Here is an 18,529-nt window from a genome sequence, read left to right on the forward strand (position 1 = left end):
CATTAGTATTTGTTATAATTTTCTAAATGAAATATTCAACAATTTAGAGAACTCTGAAATTCTTTTTACCTCTGATTGACTAACAAAGCAAATCGAAATACCTCTTTTGCCCGCTCTGGCAGTTCTACCACTTCGGTGAGTGTAATATTCTGGCTGGTCGGGTAATTGATAGTGAATAACATACGCTAAGTCATCAACATCAATCCCTCGGGCAGAAATATCAGTGGCTACTAATATTTTTAATTTATGGTTTTTGAAAGCACGCATTACTTTGTCTCGCTCGCTTTGTTGCAAATCTCCATGAATAGCATCTACCGCTATATTTTTGCTGACAAGTTGTTTCGTCAATGTTTGTACCGCTACTTTGGTTCTACAAAAAATAATGCCTGTAGAAGCACCCATCGTATTCAAAAACTGAAGCACATAATTAAACTTCTCGCGTTCATCACACACAAAAAATTGGTGTTCTATCAGGTTATTCACCACTTCGCTTTTACTAACTTGAACCGTATGCGTATTTTTAGACATATAAGTGTCTACCAATTTCTGCAAAGCATTTGGTAAAGTAGCCGAAAATAGCCATTTTGTACCATCATGAGGTATTTGTCTTAAAATGCTATCTAGTTCATCTTTGAAACCCATGCTTAACATTTCGTCGGCTTCATCCAAAATCAAGGTTCTCACAGCCGTTAAACTCACTGCTTTTCTTGCTAGCAAATCAATTAACCTCCCTGGGGTAGCCACAATAATTTGTGTTGGTTTTGATAATGCTCTTAGCTGAATATCTATTTTTTCGCCTCCATACACTGCTTCAACAAATATTTTTTCAGGAGCATATTTTGTCAGTTTAAACAAATGCTTGGCTATTTGTTGACAAAGCTCACGCGTGGGCGCTAATATCAATGCTTGTACTTCTTTTGATTTAGGATTGACCTTCGTCAATAACGGCAAACCAAAAGCAGCAGTTTTACCTGTTCCTGTTTGGGCTTGTCCGATAAAATCGTTTTGATTCTTTAATAAATATGGAATTGCTTTTTCCTGTATTTCAGTAGGCTTATTGATGTTCATTTCAGTCATTGCTTGGATGAAATGCTCAGATATGCCTAATTCTTTGAATGTTGCCAAAATTGTGTTTTTTAAGTGACAAAGGTAAGGAAATATTAATGAAGAAGTCCTTTGCCAGAACATGATATAAAAAAGGGCTACAAGTTTGGTTACTTGTAGCCCCAAAAAGATAAAGCACAATTACCAAGCCATTCTTGGTAAAGGGCTTACATCTTGTGAACAAAATACTCCTTTTTCTGCTTTGAAATGCGCTGCCATCGCTATCATTCCTGCATTATCTGTGCAGTATTGAAAAGCAGGTATGTATACATTCCAGTTTTCTTGCTCACCCATTTTTTGCAATGCTGTTCTTAGTCCAGAATTAGCGGAAACGCCACCAGCAATGGCAATTTCTTTGATTTTATATTGCTTAGCTGCCTTTTTAAGTTTTTGTAATAATATTTTTATCAAGGTAGCCTGCATAGAAGCACAAATATCTGCTATATTTTCCTCTACAAAATTGGCATTTTGCTTAATCTCTTTCTGTAAGAAATATAGGAAAGACGTTTTAATGCCTGAAAAAGAATAGTTCAAGCCTTGCATCTCTACCATCGGAAAAGGGAATCTTTCAGGGTTTCCTTCTTTGGCATATTTATCAATCAATGGCCCGCCTGGGTAAGGTAAATTCAACAGTTTTGCTGTTTTATCAAACGCCTCTCCTACCGCATCGTCTTGCGTTTCACCGATTACTTCCATTTCTAAAGGCGAACGTACAAAAACAATTTGCGTATGTCCACCACTCACGGTTAAGCATAAAAATGGAAAATTTGGCTTGGGTTCGTCAATAAAATGTGCCAAAACGTGCGCTTGCATGTGGTGAACATCTATCAAGGGAATATTCAAACCCATTGCTAAAGCTTTTGCAAAGGAAGCCCCTACTAATAATGAACCTAAAAGACCCGGTCCACGTGTAAAAGCAATGGCATTTAGGTCATTTTTTGTTATCTTCGCTCTTTCAAGTGCCTCTGCCACAACAGGTACAATGTGTTGTTGATGTGCACGGCTTGCTAATTCAGGTACAACCCCACCCCATTTTGTATGAATGGCTTGGCTTGCTACAATGTTGGAACAAAGTTTGCCGTTAATAATTACAGCCGCTGAGCTGTCATCACATGATGATTCGATTGCTAAGATTGTCATAATAATGCAAAGATAATAAATGCTAGTTGATAGAACATATATAAACCTAATACCTTAGTAATTCTGTAGTATACCCTAAAGCTTATTCTTAGCATTTAACCCGTTTTATATAGTAAAAAATAAATGTTCATAAAGGTTTCTAAAATACTGACAAAAATAATTCTCTACACGGTAGTAGGCTTATTGTTGTTGGCTGTTTTAGGTTCTTTGGCTTTGAGGAGTTCTTATTTACAAACCAGAATTGCTCAATATTACGCACCTAAAATCTCCCAGGCACTTGGCTATCCTATCGAAATTGATAAAGTGACCATCCGTTTTTTTGATGAAGCTACGCTGGAAGGTGTAAGAGTAAAAGATTATCAGCATCACCAAATGATTGATATTGAAAAGCTCGACCTTGATTTTCAATTAAAAAGTCTTTTACAGGATTCTCTTAAAACAAAACTGGATTATGTAAGGCTATATCACCCTAAGGTGGGTTTAGTAACTGATAAAAACGGAGATTTGAATATTGATGAATTTATTCGTCGAATTAATAAATTGACGGCTTCACCCACACCAGACCCTAAGCATAAACCAACGCCTTTTATTATTAGTGAGGCTGATATTGTAGAAGGAATTTTTAGCATGAATGATGAGTCAGAACCCTATATGAACGACCGAAAATCATTCGACCATTATCATTTCAAGCTTCATGAATTAAATGGACATCTTAAGAATTTTACTTTAATAAGAGATACTGTTACTTTTCAGACAACGCTAAAAGCCTACGACCGTTCGTCTGACCTCAGGATTAAAACCCTGAAAACACATTTCTTGATTTCGGATACACAGATGCGTTTTGATGATTTATTACTGAAAGTGAATAGTTCGGTAATAAGGAATAACATCGTGATGTCATTCAAAAGTCAAAAAGACTTTAAGCATTGGAATGCTAAAGTAAAAATGCACGCTAATTTCGATTCTTCGGTAGTAGTAGCTAACGACATTGCTCGCTTTGTAAATGATATGTATCAATACAAAGATGTGTATTATCTGAATGGCAAATTTGATGGAACAGTCAATGAGTTTAAGCTTCATAATTTTGATTTATACTTCGGGCAAAAATCTAAACTGCGGGGTGATTTTTCGTTTAAGGGACTTCCTAATATTCCTACAACAGATATGGATTTCAACATGCGAAAATCGTATGTTTTTGTCAATGACTTAGAGAAATACATTGGGAAAGATCCCGTAAAAGCCATTGAAAAGTTTAATAATATTACTTTTGATGGAGCATTTAAAGGGACGACTTCTAATTTTAAAACAACGGGTTTGATTACCTCCGATTTAGGAAAATCAGAGGTGGATGTAGCCATGGTTTTAAAAGCTAACGAAGCCAATTCTACTTATAAAGGTTCGTTGAAATTAGAAGATTTTAAATTAGGCAAACTAATAGATAATGCAGGCTCGTTGGGTGATATCTCTCTTTCTGGAAAGATAGAAGGCATAGGTTTTTCACTCAAAAATGCTAGTCTGAATTTTGATGGAACCGTTCAACAAATTACTTACAACGATTATAATTACAAGAATATTGATATTAATGGCAAATTAGCCAAAGAGCTTTTTGATGGTAGAATTGCTGTTAAAGATACCAACTTGGTGCTTAACGTATTTAGTAAAGTAGATTTACGCAATGGCAAAAGCGATGTAGATATGCTGGGGAAATTATCTAAAGCTAATCTAAAAAACCTTCATTTCACAAAAGATGACTGGCGGATTTCTACCATCCTTGATGTTCAATCGAAAGGGAAAAACATTGATGAATTAGTAGGCAAAGCAAAGTTTATTAATACGTATGTTACGCTAGATAAAAGAAACTTAATTCTGGATTCTCTTTATATTACTTCAACCATTGAAGACGTAGGACGACAATTAAATATCGAATCTGATTTAGTAAACTTAGACTTCAAAGGTAATTTTAAACCTAGTCAGGCTTTCGAGGATTTAAAGGTTCTTGTTGAGGAATATAAAATTTATTTTGTGGGTGACGAAGCTACTAGAAATGCATATTATGCCAAAAAGCCATTAACACCTCCACAGAATTATCAAATAGACTATCAATTCTACCTCAAAAACTTTGACCCAATCTTAGGCTTTTATTACCCCGATGGGCATATTTCAAAAAAGACTTTGATAGAAGGTACTTTCGGAATTAGTAATACTTCTACCTTTTCGCTTAGTTCCAAAATAGATACATTGGTATTGGGACAAAAATATCGTTTCTATCAGTCGGATATAGATTTGAATAGTTCGAAATTCTATAATACGCCAGAAATACTAGCGTCTTTGATTCTGAATTCCAAAAAACAAAAACTTGGCGTATTAGCCCCTACCGTTAACCTTGAAGCTGAAGCGTCGTGGGCAGTAGATAGAATTGGATTTACGAGTGGTCTTAAACAAGAAGGGACAACTAACCAAGTAAACTTGAATGGAACTTTACAGTTTATTCAAGACGGTTTGGCCTTGCAATTTAAACGCTCTAAGTTCCATTTATTAGATCAAGATTGGAAGATTAGTCCAGATAACTCACTGACAATTATTGGCAACGAAATCACGGCGAAAGACTTATACCTGAGCAATTTAGACCAATTGATAGCCTTAAACGGTACGCTTTCGGAAGATTCGCTCAAGAACCTGACATTTAAAGCCAAAAATTTTCAGCTAGAAACCCTAGCACCTATCATTTCATTGAATATGAAAGGGTTGGTGAATGGAGAGGTTGATTTAAAAAACATTTATAAAAACATAAACGTTGATAGTCGTCTGAGCATTAAAGATTTATATGTTGATAATTTCTTGATTGGAAATGTAACGGGTGACGGTATTTTTGATAACGAACGCCAATTGGTTGATATCAACTATTCATTGGAACGTTTGCAAAGTCAAGTGTTGACAATCAGAGGTATTTATGACCCTAAGCAAGCAGAAAATTCGCTAGACTTATTAGCGACTTTGAACCAGACAAACCTGCAAATTTTAGAGCCTTTTACGAAAGGACTTTTCTCTAAAATTGGTGGCGTAGCCATTGGAACAATCAATGTTTCAGGAAAACCTTCGCACCCAATTTTGGAAGGAGCAATTGATATTAAGAGAGGAACGTTGTTCTTTGACTACCTTAAATCGACACTAAACTTTGAAGATAAAATCACGTTTGAGCCTGATGAAGTAAGGGCAAAAAGTCTTCGCCTTACAGACGACGAAGGGAATAAAGGTACGTTGAAAGGCAGTGTTTTCTTTGATGGTGACAAGACATTTAATGTTCAGTTAAGTACGACGATGAATCGTTTCAAAATTTTGAATACTACCAGAAGAGATAACGATACGTATTATGGCACCGCCTACGCAACAGGTAAACTAAATTTAGGTGGTACGTTTGATAATTTAACTATTTCAGCCGACTTAAGAAGTGACCGTGGAACAAAATTATATATTCCACTTGATAAAGCCCAAGATGCTGGGAACCAAGAAGAGATTGAATTTATGAGTGCGAGAGTAGCCAAAGATTCTCTCAATAAAAACTTAGCCCTTGATAACACCTCAACCAGTGGTATTAAAATGGATTTCAACTTTGAAATTACGCCTGATGCTTATGGTGAAGTACAGTTCGACAAACAAACTGGGGATATTATGCGTGCCAACGGGTCGGGTATTATTAACCTGAAAGTGGATACCAGAGGAGGCTTTGATATGACGGGGGATTATAACATAGAGCGTGGAGATTATACCTTTACATTTCAGAATATCATCAATAAAAAGTTTAATATTCAACGAGGAAGTAAAATATCATGGTCGGGTGACCCATACGAAGCCATCGTTGATATTCGTGCCTCTTATACTCAAAATTTAAGTTATCTAGGCTCAGTAATAGACTCAACAGGCAGGGGAAAAGAATTGCGTAGTAAAGCAGATTATACTCGTCGATATCCAGTAGATATTACGATTAATTTAAAAGATAGGCTTTTGCAACCTACCATTTCGTTTAATTTGAGAATGCACGATTATCCTCAAAACCCTGATTTTAATTCGGCTGTTACCGCTTTTGAAAACAGGATGAAAACGGATGAACAAGAACTAAACAGACAGGTAAGTAATGTGTTGTTGTTAGGACAAATGGTTTCGCAGACGAATGCTAGTGCCTTTGCGGCAGCTAACTTAGTCAGTAACTTAACGGAGCTATTATCCAATCAGTTGAGTAATGTATTCTCTAAGATTGACCAAAACCTAAATGTTGACTTATCCCTCAATGGTAATGGGCTGAACCAAGATTTAATCAATAATTTACAACTTAGGCTTTCTTACAATTTCAACGACCGTTTCAGAATTACACGAAGCGGAGGATTTACTACGGCTACCAATCAAACAAATGCCCAATCACTTATTGGCGACTGGGCATTGGAATGGTTTATTACGAAAGACGGAAGCCTAAGATTTAAAACATATAACAGAAACATTCAAACATCCATTTTAGGGGCATTGAATACCTACCAGACGTTTACTTCGGGTGGCGCTAGTTTACTATACACCAAAAGTTTCAACTACTTATTTATTAATAGAAAGAAAGCTAGAAATCCACTAGCCCAAACAGACGAGCCAGTTATTGTAAATCCCTAGTTTAAACGGTCAAATCAACTTCACCTTCAAAAGCTCTGATGGCAGGGCCAATCAAGAAAATGTTTTGGTAGCCGTTTTCAGTACGCTCGAATTCAATCCTTAGCTGTCCGCCCATTACTTTGATATCCACATAATTTTCAAAGCCCAAACGAATATTAGCAGACAAAGCACAAGCTGTCACTCCTGTGCCACAAGCATAAGTTTCATCTTCAACACCACGCTCATACGTACGTACTGATAAAGCGTTTTCGCCAGTCACCTCCACAAAATTCACATTGGTTCCTCCCTTACTTACAAAAGGTTCGCCATAACGTATAGACTTGCCAGTATTGAATACATCATAGTTAGCTAAGTCGCTCACATACGTTACATAATGTGGCGATCCAGTATTCATAAAATCATATTCGGGTGTTTTATCTATTTGATTGACATCAATCATTTTTAATGAAATTACCTCTTTAGTCACCTTAGCTTCATGTTCACCATCAACGGCAATGAATACGGTAGAGTCGCCAATAATACCTAAATCATGAGCGAATCTCACTAAACATCTACCACCATTACCACACATTGAACCTTCTGTACCATCGGCATTAAAGTAAACCATTCTGAAATCATAGCCCTCAGCCTCTTGCAAGAGCATTAAACCATCTGCTCCAATCCCAAAACGACGATGACACAAATGGGCAATCAATTCTTGTGAAATAGGAAAAGTTTTTGAACGGTCATCTACCACTACAAAATCATTACCAGTACCTTGATATTTATAAAACTTCATCTTAAATGTATTCTACTGTTTTATATTCCTTAAAAATCTACGCAATATTATAACGCTCTTTTAATATATTCAAATGGTGGCGTTCATGTCCAGCAATCATCCAAACCAAAGCCCTTGCTGAAACTGCATTTCCATTCGCTATACCAATCCTCGAAGCCACTTCTTCAGAGAACGATGAAAACAGCGCGATAGAGCTTTCTCTTACTAAACGATACTGTTCTAACAAAGATTCAAAAGACTGTTCATTAAAATCAGAGGCATCCATGTATTCATTTTCATCAAAACTGGGTAAAGATTGTTTTTCACCCCTAGCAATCGCCAAAGCTCGGTAGCCAAAAATGCGTTCAGTATCGGTGAGGTGACCTAAAATTTGTTGAGGAGTCCATTTTCCAACCGCATATCGATACTTTTTTTGCTCTTCAGACAAATTTTTATATAAATTTTTCACTACATCTTTCTGCACCATAAGTGCTTCAATAACATTTTGACTTTCAACCTTTTCTATATAAAAAGAAAAATACTTACCATCAGGAAACTCGTTTTCAAAAGGTTTTCTCATTATTTTTTTTGATTTTTTTTTGACAAAGGTATTGTATTCTAAAATAAAACGACTAATTTTGCATCACAATAAAACAACGGGGTAAACGAAAAGTTAACAAGTTGTTAAAATTGCAAAAAGGTTTGGTAGTTCAGTTGGTTAGAATACATGCCTGTCACGCATGGGGTCGCGGGTTCGAGTCCCGTCCAGACCGCAAAAGCACTCAGAAATGGGTGCTTTTTGTGGTTTTATGAGAGTTTCAAAAGCTTTATATTTATTTGGATCAATCGGAATAGTTGGGGGGAGATATACCCTTTTTTACATCTAAAGATGTTGAAAATGGAGCTTTTGTGGTAAACACTTTACAATTTATTACAGAAATAGGTCTACAAAATTGTAGTAGCAAACTTTTCCCAAAAGGAACAATTTTTATAACTGCGAGAGGAACTGTTGGCAATATCAATATTGCATCGCAAAACATGGCAATGAATCAATCTTGTTATGCTTTTTAAGGAAAGAATAATGTTAATTATCCTTTTTTGTATTTATTTGTCTCTGATATTATTTTACAATTGAAGGCAAAAGCAAATGGCTCTGTATTTGATGCAATTGTTTCAAATGATATAAAAGCAACCACTTCTGCAATCCCATCTAATGAGATAATAAAGAAGTTTGATGAAATTGGAAAGTATATATTTGAAAAAATATTGTCAAACAAACAAGAAAACCAGCAACTCGCCCACTTATGAGATTGGTTATTACCGATGTTGATGAATGGGCAAGTGGTGGTGGAGTGATGGGATAGTAATAAAGTAAACAACCCTTCTATTTAAAAGCTACCTTGACTAAAAGAGTTTATTTTAATTAAAGCCATCCACATATACAAAATCCATATGGATGGCTTTAAAAACCCCTTACCAACCCCTATAAATCAATTTAATTATACCCATTATTCTGTGTAATACCAGCATTTTGTGAACGGACAATCTGAGGGATTGGTAATAATAATTTATCGTTGGTAATGGCTTTGCCTTTGGTTGCTAATAAAGATAAAGCCCTGTTACTACGTTTTAAATCAAACCAACGGTGGAATTCTAGGGCTAATTCTACTCTGCGTTCGTGTTCTACTGCCAGACTTATCGTCGAGTAAGCGGCTGGATAATTGGTTTCGCCAAATTTTGGTAGTCCTGCTCTGGTTCTTACTAAATTCAAGTAGCTTGCTTCGCCTGTAGCCTCAGCCAACATCAATAAAACATCAGCATAACGCAAAACCATAAAATTGTTATTGGCTAATGGATTTCCTCCTCCTAGTACGGCGTTGGTATGTACCCATTTAATTGGATATTTCTGGGCAATAAATGTGTTTCCATTATTATAGCCCAACGCAATTGACAAGTCGCGACGAGGGTCTGTACTTTCATATTCGTTGTATAAATCATCTGTTACTTGGTTCATGCCTGCTCCGTAAAATCCTAAGAAATTATTATTTGGATAAAACGTTTGGTAGTATCTGCTATAAGGTGCCGATACTGAACCTCCTAAGTATTGAATCTCGAAAATTGATTCTTTTGTATTCTTTACGTTTGGTCCCCAAAGACTTGCATAACTTGGCAACAGGGCATATTCATTACTATTATAAACTTCTTTCAAAACCGCAACAGCTGATGTTTTATCGCCCAAGGTTAAATATACCTTTCCTAATAACGTTTGGGCTGCTCCTTTTGAAGCACGACCAACTTTTGTACTTGGTATGGCTGAGGCCAAAGGTAATTTATCAACAGCAAAAAGTAAATCCTTTTTAATTTGCTCGTATACTGCTGATTGAGGTGAACGGAGGATAGCATACGCTTCATCACCTGTTAATGGTGTTGTTACGATGGGTAAATCTCCCCAAGTTTGAACCATATTAAAATAATATAAGGCTCTTAGAAACTGCATTTGGGCTTTTACTTCATTTTTATAAGCTGCACTCAAATTAGCTCCTTCAATTTTATTCAAGACAATATTGGCACTAAAAATCGATTTGTAATAGTCTTGCCAAAATTGGTAAACCATCGTATTGGTGGTCATTAATGAGTAATCTTTAAATTGCCATTTATCAGCTTGAATACCTGAAATATTGAACATAATAGCATTATCACTCATTTGTTCATTGCAGTATGATACTGGTCCTTCAGGATGATATATCGTATAAAGAGAAGCATAGGCTGAATTGACAGCCAATTCAAAATCATCAATACTTTTGAAATTATCTGCCGTAGCATTTGAAATGGGGGCTAACTCCAAGAATGAATCCTTACAACTTGTTGCCATTAAACAGATGGCTAACAGGACGTATAATTGTTTAATTTTTTTCATTGTCTTATCTGTTTTGAGGTTCCTTGAAACCAAAATATCTTCTTAAAAATCGAATTTAGCACCAATCGTAATTACTCTTGGAATTGGATATGAACCATAGTCAACCCCTACAAAAGCGCCATTTGGTGCATTTCCTGAGGCATTTAGCCCAGTTGAAGTATTTCCATTGGCTTCTCCTGAGAAACTCGAAGCATTATAGGTAGTATTTTCAGGATCATAATTGGTATAATGACTCCACAAGTAAACGTTCTCAGCATTCATATAAATACGCGCTGTTTTTATCGGTAATTTTCTTAAGATACTAGCAGGTAAGCTATAAGAAATACGGATATTTTTTAATCTTACGAATGAGGCATCTTCAACCCATAAGCTGGTAAATTGGTCTTGAAAGCCCGTTAAACCCAATGTTGCTCTGAAGTGCTGTCCGTCCCCAGGGTCAGTTTCCGAACGCCAACGATTAGCGACCCCTGAATACATATTACGTCCATTATTCCAAAAACCAGAGTAACGGAAGTTTTGATTAACAATTTCGCCCCCAAATGTTCCTTGAAACATAAATGAGAAATCGAAGCCTTTATATGAAAAAGTGTTATTCAACCCCGCCATAAAATCAGGTTGATAATTTCCTAATGTCGTACGGTCATCTACAGTAATTTTTCCATCACCGTTTACATCTCTGATAATTGGGTCACCTGGGTGTGTCGTTGAATAATGTGGATAAGCATCTACTGCGGCTTGATTTTTGAAAACGCCATCCACTACATATCCGTAAAAGTTAGAAATAGGTTGTCCAACTTCTGTTTTTACTGCTACCACAAAGTCTGTATACGTAATAGGTGCATTACTTTGACCTAATTGTAATACTTTGTTACGGTTCAAACTGAAATTAAAATCAGTCGACCAACTGAATTTGCCTTTTACATTTTGTGTATTCAAGTTCAACTCAATCCCCTTGTTCTCCATTTTACCAATATTGGTCAATTGCGTTGCAAAACCTGTAATGTCAGGCACAGGAACATTCAATAACATATCGTTGGTAGTAGAATTATAATATTCTGCTGATAAGCCAATGCGATTATTCAATGCTTTTAAATCAAAACCTATGTTAAATTGAGTAGTACGCTCCCACTTTAAATCTGTATTAGCAATGTTAGCAATGGTCAATCCCGGTGCTAAGGTTGTGCCTGATACATAATTTGAAGAGTTCAACAAGCTTTTTGAACCATAATTTGGAATTTGGTTGTTTCCCGCCATCCCATAACTCACTCTTAGTTTAAGGCTACTTATTGCATTGACATCTTGCAAAAAGCTCTCGTCTGATATCATCCATGCGCCAGATATAGAAGGGAAATACCCCCAACGAGTATTTGAGCCAAAGCGAGAACTACCATCACGACGAATAGCGGCTGTCAGGAAATATTTATTCTGAAAATTATATTGTGCTCTCGCTAAATATGAAAGCATAGACCATTCAGAGGCATTGGTAAAACCGCTTGATACAACCCCTGCATTAAGGGTTTCAACCAAATCATTAGGGAAACTTCCAGAGGTAATCGATGCAAATTCATTGCGTTGTTTCTGAGCTGAATAGCCTAATAATACATTGACATTATGTTCTCCATACGACTTTTCATAACTCAATGTATTCTCACTTAGCCAGTTAAACGTATATCCACTGGTTGAATATCCTTCGGCTGCTAACACTCCCGAATATCCGTAACCTTGTTTGTTTATCCGATAAGAATTATAACGAGTATTATACAAATTGGCATTGATGCTGGTTCTGAACTTCAAACCGTCGATTATTTTATATTCTAAAAAGGCTGTTGCTAGCGTATTAAAAGTTTTATTTTCTTTATGGATATAACGTGTTAGTGAATATGGATGCCATAAATTCAAATCGTTATAAGCCACATATTTGTTCCAAACTGAATTAGGGTCACGATAACCGATGTTGCCATTTTCGTTGTAAACAGGAAATATAGGGTCGCTTTGTAGGGCTAAACTCACGACATCACTTTTACCTTGCGTTCCATCAGTACGGTCGAAAATACTGGTTACGCCCAAATTCAGTCCGATTGTAAATTGCTCGCTAAGTTGATGTTTGATGTTAGAGCGGATAGAAAGGCGTTTATAATAATTTTCGTCCAACACTGCCTGCTGATTAAGATAAGCCGCTGAAAACATAAACTGTGTTTTGTCTGTCCCACCTGATGCAGATAATTGTGCATTTTGCGAGGGAGCTACTCTGAACATCACATCTTGCCAATCAGTCCCTTTTCCAAACTGTTGTGGATTAGTTAAAAACTCGTCAGGTATTTTATAAGTTGAAGTACGAACGCTATTTGGGTCTGAAGCCTTATTCTTAGCTGGATTTAAATCTACCCACGCATTATTATGCGCATCAATATAATAATCAATCCATTGCTGAGCATCCATCATAGATACTCTTCTTTCTACACTTTGTACGCCAGATTCATAGCCTACGCTAAAGGTAGTTTTTCCTGCTTTGCCCAATTTTGTGGTTACTAAAATAACGCCATTTGCTCCGCGTGAACCATAAATTGCCGCTGACGAAGCATCCTTCAATACCTCCACCGATTCAATATCTTGTGGATTAATCATATTCAAGTTAAAGTTTTCTAAAGGCACACCATCTACGACAAACAATGGGTTTGTCCCTGCCGTGATAGAACTAACACCACGAATACGAATAATAGGCGAAACCCCTGGTGCTCCTTGCCCCTGCGAAATGTTTACCCCAGCAATCTGACCAGCCAAAGCTTGCGTAACATTACTAAAAGAACGGTCTTGAAATTGTTTGAAATTAACAGACGACACAGCCCCTGAAACCGCTCTTTTGCTTTGTGTTCCATAACCTACTACTACTACTTCATCTAAAGATTTTTGGTCGACAATCATCGAAATATTGAAAACTGTTTTATTCCCTATTGTTACTTCTTGTTTTCCATACCCTACATAACTAAATACCAAGACGGTATTTTCATTGGCAACGTCTATTTTGAACTGTCCGTTGGCATCTGAATTTGTGCCTTTAGTTGTTCCTTTGATGGTGATGTTTACACCTGCCAAGGGATTGCCCTTTTCGTCCTTTACTGTTCCAGAAACACTTTGCTCGACGGCAAATTCTTCCTTGCTTTCCTCAATAATATTCAAGGATTGAGAAGCATTTTCCAATTTTCTTAATACAATTTGCTTGTTTACCAAAACATAGGTTACCGCTAACGGCTTGAGTAAACGTTCGAGCACTTCTGCCAGTTTTTCATTCTTGGCTGATAAAAAGACAAGTCGCTCTAATGGCACTACTTGTGAGTTATAAGAAATGCGTATTTGAGCAGTTTTTTCAATTTTTTGCAAAGCTGACTTCAGCGCAATGCCATCAATCGATACACTGATTTTTCTATTGAGTTCTTCTTGGGCTGAACTCTTAGCCCAAGAGAAACTCGTGAGAGATAAAATCATGAAAAACTGTAGTCCAGCTATTTTCATAATAGTAAGCCATAAGGCATTTGATTGTCGATTTTTTTTCATATAATTGTTCGTTTTTGGAATACAAAAGCACAAAAAATCCCCTTCCCCTCGCTAAAGGGTTTATGTTCATCAGGCATCAAGGGGATATAATATTAAGGTGTTAGCGGTGGTGGTACATTGCTAATACCTTTTTTGTGTCTATGGAGGTAATGTTAAAGGAAAAAGCATAACATGTCTTATTTTATTGGTTACAACCTCGTGATTGAATAATAATCTTTTCGTTTACTACTTCAAAACGAGAATTTGGCCCTATTGCTTCACAAATCAATTTTAGTTTTTCAAATAGCGGTTCGTCGGCTAGGCTTGTCGTTAACGAGCAATCGGCCAGTAGTTTTTGGTCAAAATAGATAGAAATACCATAGGCTTTTTCAAGTGTTTGAAAGATTTCACTAATAGGCGTATCATTAAATTCTAACGTAGGCGTACTACTCGAAGTAATTGCCAAAATTTGCTCAGGTTTAACATCCGACTGGTTAGCACTATGGTTTTCATTGTTCACAATTACCTGTTGATTAGGCAATAATATGATGGTATTGGCACTATTATCAACATTAGAATCTTCTTTTGGAAAAACCATCACTTTTCCTGTTTTCACAACTACTTTTACGTCTGTAGATTGTAAAAAAGCTTGAACTGTAAAGCTTGTTCCCAATACCTTTACTACAACGTCTTTAGCGTGAACTAAAAAGGGATGGTTAGCATTTTTAACTACTTCAAAAAAAGCTTGTCCTTTTAAATAAACCTCTCTGTTGTTAGCATGCTCAAAAGTTTCAGGAAAACTTATTGTACTATTCGGTTGTAAAAGTACAGTACTGCCATCTGGCAATTCCACAGGTATTTTTTGAGCCGTAAAGTTTTCTTTCTCAATCAGTTTCTGATTGGTTTTATTCACAAAAAGTTCTTGTGAAATATTTTTCTGCCATAGATAAGTCGCTAGTCCGAGTGTAAGCAATAAGGCTACTGACGCAACCATTTTAAAAAGTGATTCCCTATTTCGAAAAATTCTTAAAGGAAAAGATGTGCTATTATTGGCTGTGTTAATGACACTTAGGGTTTTATTAACTAATAACTCTACTTGAAAATCACTCACCGATTCTTCTTTCAAGGCAGTAGCAAGGATAAAGTCAGTAGCTTGTTGTACAATAGTATGTTGCTGAGGATTTTCATTAACCCACATTGTCCAAAAGTCATCAGGATTTTTATAGCCTGCATTCTTAACCCATTGAACAAATGTTGGTTCAAAGACAAAATCATCTATCGTATAATCATTATATTTTTTCATAAAATAATAATATGCTTTCTATATACAGTAGAAAGACTGCAATAGGCTGATACTGCTTTTTTAAATAAAAAAAATAAAATTATTTATAATAAACTGGTATTCAGATTATTATAAATAATATGATAGGAAAATTTAATTAATATAAACCACAAGTAGACTTAACCATACAGCATCATTTGGAAAAATTGTCCGTAAAAAAGTAAGGGCTTCGTGAATTAAATTACCAACTGTTTGATACTTCACACCCATAATATCAGCTATTTCCTGATTAGTAAGTTCTTTGAAGTATTTTAAATAGATGGCTTCTTTTTGGCGTTTAGGAAGGCTATTAAGATGCTGATTAATAATTTTTACACGATGCAGTTCGGTTTCATTTTGAATTATTTTCTCTTCGATAGAAAAACCAATATCAAAATATCCATCAGATGCTGAATTGTCGTATTGAGTAGCAGTAAAGACATTTTTCTTGACTTCTGTAATAATTCTTCGTCTTACCGAAGCAAAAATATAGGCCTTTACAGAACCTACATCTTCTTTGAGCGAGCATCTGTATTGCCAAAGCTGGATAAATACTTCTTGAATACAGTCTTCAATGACAGCATCGTCACTAATCATTTTTCGTCCATAACTTATCAGAGGCTTCGCATAAAGCCTTAAAAGAGTAGCCAAGGCTTCTTCGTCCCCATTACGCAAATCGTACCAAAGGGCTAATTCATCATATCGTGAAGACGAATATAACATAAGTTATGGGTTGAGTTAAACAATTATTAAACACCAACAATTGGTTTACATAGAATATCAATAAATAAAAAAGAAAAAATACTAAAATTCTACTCAAAAAACAACCTCCTTTTATTAATTATTTTTTTCGAATACTTTCGTTTCTATTAAAATACAAATAATAATATTAATATCTGCTGTAGTTTTTTATCTTTGTTTAAGGGTAAATTCATATTAACGAAAACATCTATCTTATGCTTAGTGAACAAGAACTTGATTATTTAGAACAACAAATTCCACTTTTAGCGGAGACTGCTACTAAGCAAGCTTATTGGCAAACGCTTGCATCAGGTGATAAGGTGATGATTGCTAAGGATGGGCAATTAATTGAAGTTTCGCCTAATGGAAACAGAAGAATTATTAGGGAAATTGATAAACCTATAAGGGTTACTAATCGTTTTTTTAAAATTAAGAAGTAATGGACGTTCCGCGATTAAGAATATTTGCCGGGCCTAACGGTTCAGGAAAAAGTACTATTAAAACTGTAGTATCCTCAAGTTTGCTAGGACATTACCTTAATCCTGATGATATAGAAAAGGAAATTAAGAGTAATGGATACTTAGATATTACAAGCCTAAATATTCATACTCGTCAAGAAGAAGTTGTCTTTTTTTTCAGTAAACATCCACTAATCAATAAAACAGCATTAGGTGTTTTTGTTGATAAAATAACGTATAGTAAACAAGGATTCATAAGTTTCGACAACGTAGGGTTTGATTCCTATATGAGTGCAATTTTAACAGATTTTCTTAGACATAAGTATTTAGAAACAAATCAATCATTCACCTTTGAAACAGTAATGTCATCACCTGATAAGGTAGAAACCTTAAAAAAAGCACAAATAAAAGGTTATAGGACATATTTGTATTTTGTAGCCACAGAAGACCCCTCTATTAATTTATTAAGAATAAGTCATCGTGTTAAAATGGGTGGTCATGACGTACCAGAAGATAAAGCTGTTCAGAGATACTATCGCTCCTTAGAGTTATTGTTTGAAGCTGTTAAACATACAAATCGAGCTTATATTTTTGATAACTCGGATGAGGATAAAACTTGGATTGCTGAAATAACTAATGGAACAGATGTTGAATTGAAAGGTGATGAGATTCCCACGTGGTTTCAAAAATATATACTTGATAAACTTAACTCAAATCAATAAATTAGCAAGCATACCTTTCCCTTCCACTTTTATCAAACAAACATTTTCCTTATATTTATAGCTAGTTTTATATTAAAATTTTACTGTTTCTAGATGTTTGCTAAATTAATCTTTCCTGATGCTATACACCCCGACGACCTAGATAGTTACCTTTATGATGGATGGTTCAGAATGGGACAAACTATTTTTACTACTAATTTTCTAAAATTCTCAGGTACTATCTATAGTGCTATCTGGCTAAGAATTAATTTATTGACTTTTGAAAAATCAAAAACGCAACAAAAGCTCTATAAACTCAATGCTGATTTTAGGGTCGAGATTCAACCTATTCACCTCACTAGCGCTCATGAAGACCTTTTTCAAAAATACAGGAACCATATTGCTTTTGATGCTTCGCCTACGCTTGAAAACCTCCTCTTCAACAATGGTGTCAATAATGTTTATAATACCTACGAGGTAAATGTTTACGATCAACATACATTAATTGCTACGGGATTTTTTGATTTGGGTAGTACTTCCTCGGCTGGTATTACTTGTTTTTATGACCCTGACTATCGAAAACATAGTTTGGGTAAGTTTCTGATGTATCAGAAAATGGAGTTCTGCCAAAAACTTGGACATACTTATTTTTACCCTGGTTATTTTGCTCCTGGCTATCGTTTATTCGACTATAAATTAGATTTAGCTAAATCAAGCCTTGAATACCTTGATGTTTGTACTGATACTTGGCTTCCGTTTAGTCAGTATGACCCCAATACCAATCCTTTAGTAATAATGACTGATAAGCTTAGTCAATTATCAGCCTCTTTAACAGAAATAGGATTTGAACATACCTTCTTTCAATATGAATACTTTGATGCAGACTTAATGACGAGCTTGAATGCTTTGAATTTATTCGATTTCCCTGTCTTTATTTATTGTTTTGAAGTAGATGATACGAATACTAGTCCAATGATTGTATATGACGTGCGAGACAATCAATTTCATTTGATGTTGTGTTCTAGTGTTTTCAGAACCCATAGCGACTATAATATTGATGACCATTATTCTACTAATTTATTAAAAACAGTTAAGCACTTATACTCAACCGAATCTGTAAGAATAATGTCAGATATTATTTCTATGTCTTTGATTAAAACTGTATAGGGGTTAATAACAATACTTCAATTTTTTATATGTAATTTA

The 18,529-nt window shown here is 35.5% G+C and carries 14 protein-coding genes and 1 tRNA gene; 7 read left to right on the forward strand and 8 right to left on the reverse strand.

What is annotated here, in order from left to right; all coding sequences use genetic code 11:
- Positions 1-12: 12 nt before the first annotated feature.
- Complete coding sequence (locus AC07N0_RS01500) at positions 13-1,125, reverse strand: DEAD/DEAH box helicase (RefSeq protein WP_494587853.1); 1,113 nt, start codon at positions 1,123-1,125, stop codon at positions 13-15.
- 120 nt (positions 1,126-1,245) lie between these two features.
- Complete coding sequence (gene tsaD, locus AC07N0_RS01505; protein WP_323246167.1) at positions 1,246-2,244, reverse strand: tRNA (adenosine(37)-N6)-threonylcarbamoyltransferase complex transferase subunit TsaD; 999 nt, start codon at positions 2,242-2,244, stop codon at positions 1,246-1,248.
- 123 nt (positions 2,245-2,367) lie between these two features.
- On the opposite strand from tsaD, the gene AC07N0_RS01510 reads away from it, so the two are divergent.
- The gene (locus AC07N0_RS01510; protein WP_494587854.1) at positions 2,368-6,897 is read left to right on the forward strand and encodes a translocation/assembly module TamB domain-containing protein; all 4,530 of its coding nucleotides are present in this window, start codon (positions 2,368-2,370) and stop codon (positions 6,895-6,897) included.
- Position 6,898: 1 nt separating this feature from the next.
- On the opposite strand, the gene dapF is transcribed toward AC07N0_RS01510, so the two are convergent.
- Both dapF and AC07N0_RS01520 read right to left on the reverse strand, forming a co-directional pair.
- Entirely contained in the window at positions 6,899-7,675 is a 777-nt protein-coding gene (gene dapF / locus AC07N0_RS01515) for a diaminopimelate epimerase (protein WP_494587855.1), read from the reverse strand.
- A 37-nt stretch (positions 7,676-7,712) separates the two neighbouring features.
- Positions 7,713-8,234 (reverse strand): DinB family protein, encoded by a 522-nt coding sequence (locus AC07N0_RS01520; protein ID WP_492800472.1) that lies wholly within the window; start codon positions 8,232-8,234, stop codon positions 7,713-7,715.
- A gap of 119 nt (positions 8,235-8,353) precedes the next feature.
- Here AC07N0_RS01520 and AC07N0_RS01525 point away from each other — a divergent pair.
- The 3 genes from AC07N0_RS01525 (at position 8,354) to AC07N0_RS01535 (ending at position 8,962) form a co-directional block, all read left to right on the forward strand.
- Positions 8,354-8,427, forward strand: a tRNA-Asp gene (locus tag AC07N0_RS01525).
- 82 nt (positions 8,428-8,509) lie between these two features.
- Positions 8,510-8,725 carry a restriction endonuclease subunit S gene (locus AC07N0_RS01530; protein ID WP_494587856.1) on the forward strand — a complete coding sequence of 72 codons (216 nt, stop codon included), beginning with the start codon at positions 8,510-8,512 and terminating at the stop codon, positions 8,723-8,725.
- A 60-nt stretch (positions 8,726-8,785) separates the two neighbouring features.
- Positions 8,786-8,962, forward strand: coding sequence for a hypothetical protein (locus AC07N0_RS01535; RefSeq protein ID WP_494587857.1), 177 nt, complete (start codon positions 8,786-8,788; stop codon positions 8,960-8,962).
- A gap of 187 nt (positions 8,963-9,149) precedes the next feature.
- On the opposite strand, the gene AC07N0_RS01540 is transcribed toward AC07N0_RS01535, so the two are convergent.
- The 4 genes from AC07N0_RS01540 to AC07N0_RS01555 form a co-directional block, all read right to left on the reverse strand.
- Positions 9,150-10,571: a RagB/SusD family nutrient uptake outer membrane protein gene (locus tag AC07N0_RS01540; protein ID WP_494587858.1), complete on the reverse strand. Its 1,422-nt coding sequence runs from the start codon at positions 10,569-10,571 to the stop codon at positions 9,150-9,152.
- 42 nt (positions 10,572-10,613) lie between these two features.
- The gene (locus AC07N0_RS01545) at positions 10,614-14,123 is read right to left on the reverse strand and encodes a TonB-dependent receptor (RefSeq protein WP_494587859.1); all 3,510 of its coding nucleotides are present in this window, start codon (positions 14,121-14,123) and stop codon (positions 10,614-10,616) included.
- Positions 14,124-14,304: 181 nt separating this feature from the next.
- Entirely contained in the window at positions 14,305-15,405 is a 1,101-nt protein-coding gene (locus AC07N0_RS01550; protein ID WP_494587860.1) for a FecR family protein, read from the reverse strand.
- Positions 15,406-15,537: 132 nt separating this feature from the next.
- Positions 15,538-16,146: an RNA polymerase sigma factor gene (locus AC07N0_RS01555; protein ID WP_494587861.1), complete on the reverse strand. Its 609-nt coding sequence runs from the start codon at positions 16,144-16,146 to the stop codon at positions 15,538-15,540.
- A 233-nt stretch (positions 16,147-16,379) separates the two neighbouring features.
- Between AC07N0_RS01555 and AC07N0_RS01560 the strand changes: the two genes are divergently transcribed.
- The 3 genes from AC07N0_RS01560 (at position 16,380) to AC07N0_RS01570 (ending at position 18,490) form a co-directional block, all read left to right on the forward strand.
- Entirely contained in the window at positions 16,380-16,604 is a 225-nt protein-coding gene (locus tag AC07N0_RS01560) for a hypothetical protein (protein WP_494587862.1), read from the forward strand.
- Positions 16,604-17,344 (forward strand): ATPase, encoded by a 741-nt coding sequence (locus AC07N0_RS01565; RefSeq protein ID WP_492800505.1) that lies wholly within the window; start codon positions 16,604-16,606, stop codon positions 17,342-17,344. The genes AC07N0_RS01560 and AC07N0_RS01565 overlap by 1 nt, the downstream gene beginning before the upstream one ends.
- A 93-nt stretch (positions 17,345-17,437) precedes the next feature.
- Complete coding sequence (locus AC07N0_RS01570) at positions 17,438-18,490, forward strand: arginyl-tRNA--protein arginylyltransferase (RefSeq protein ID WP_494587863.1); 1,053 nt, start codon at positions 17,438-17,440, stop codon at positions 18,488-18,490.
- Positions 18,491-18,529 lie beyond the last annotated feature (39 nt).

The organism is Arcicella sp. GW821-FHT09D11 (genome assembly GCF_059416265.1).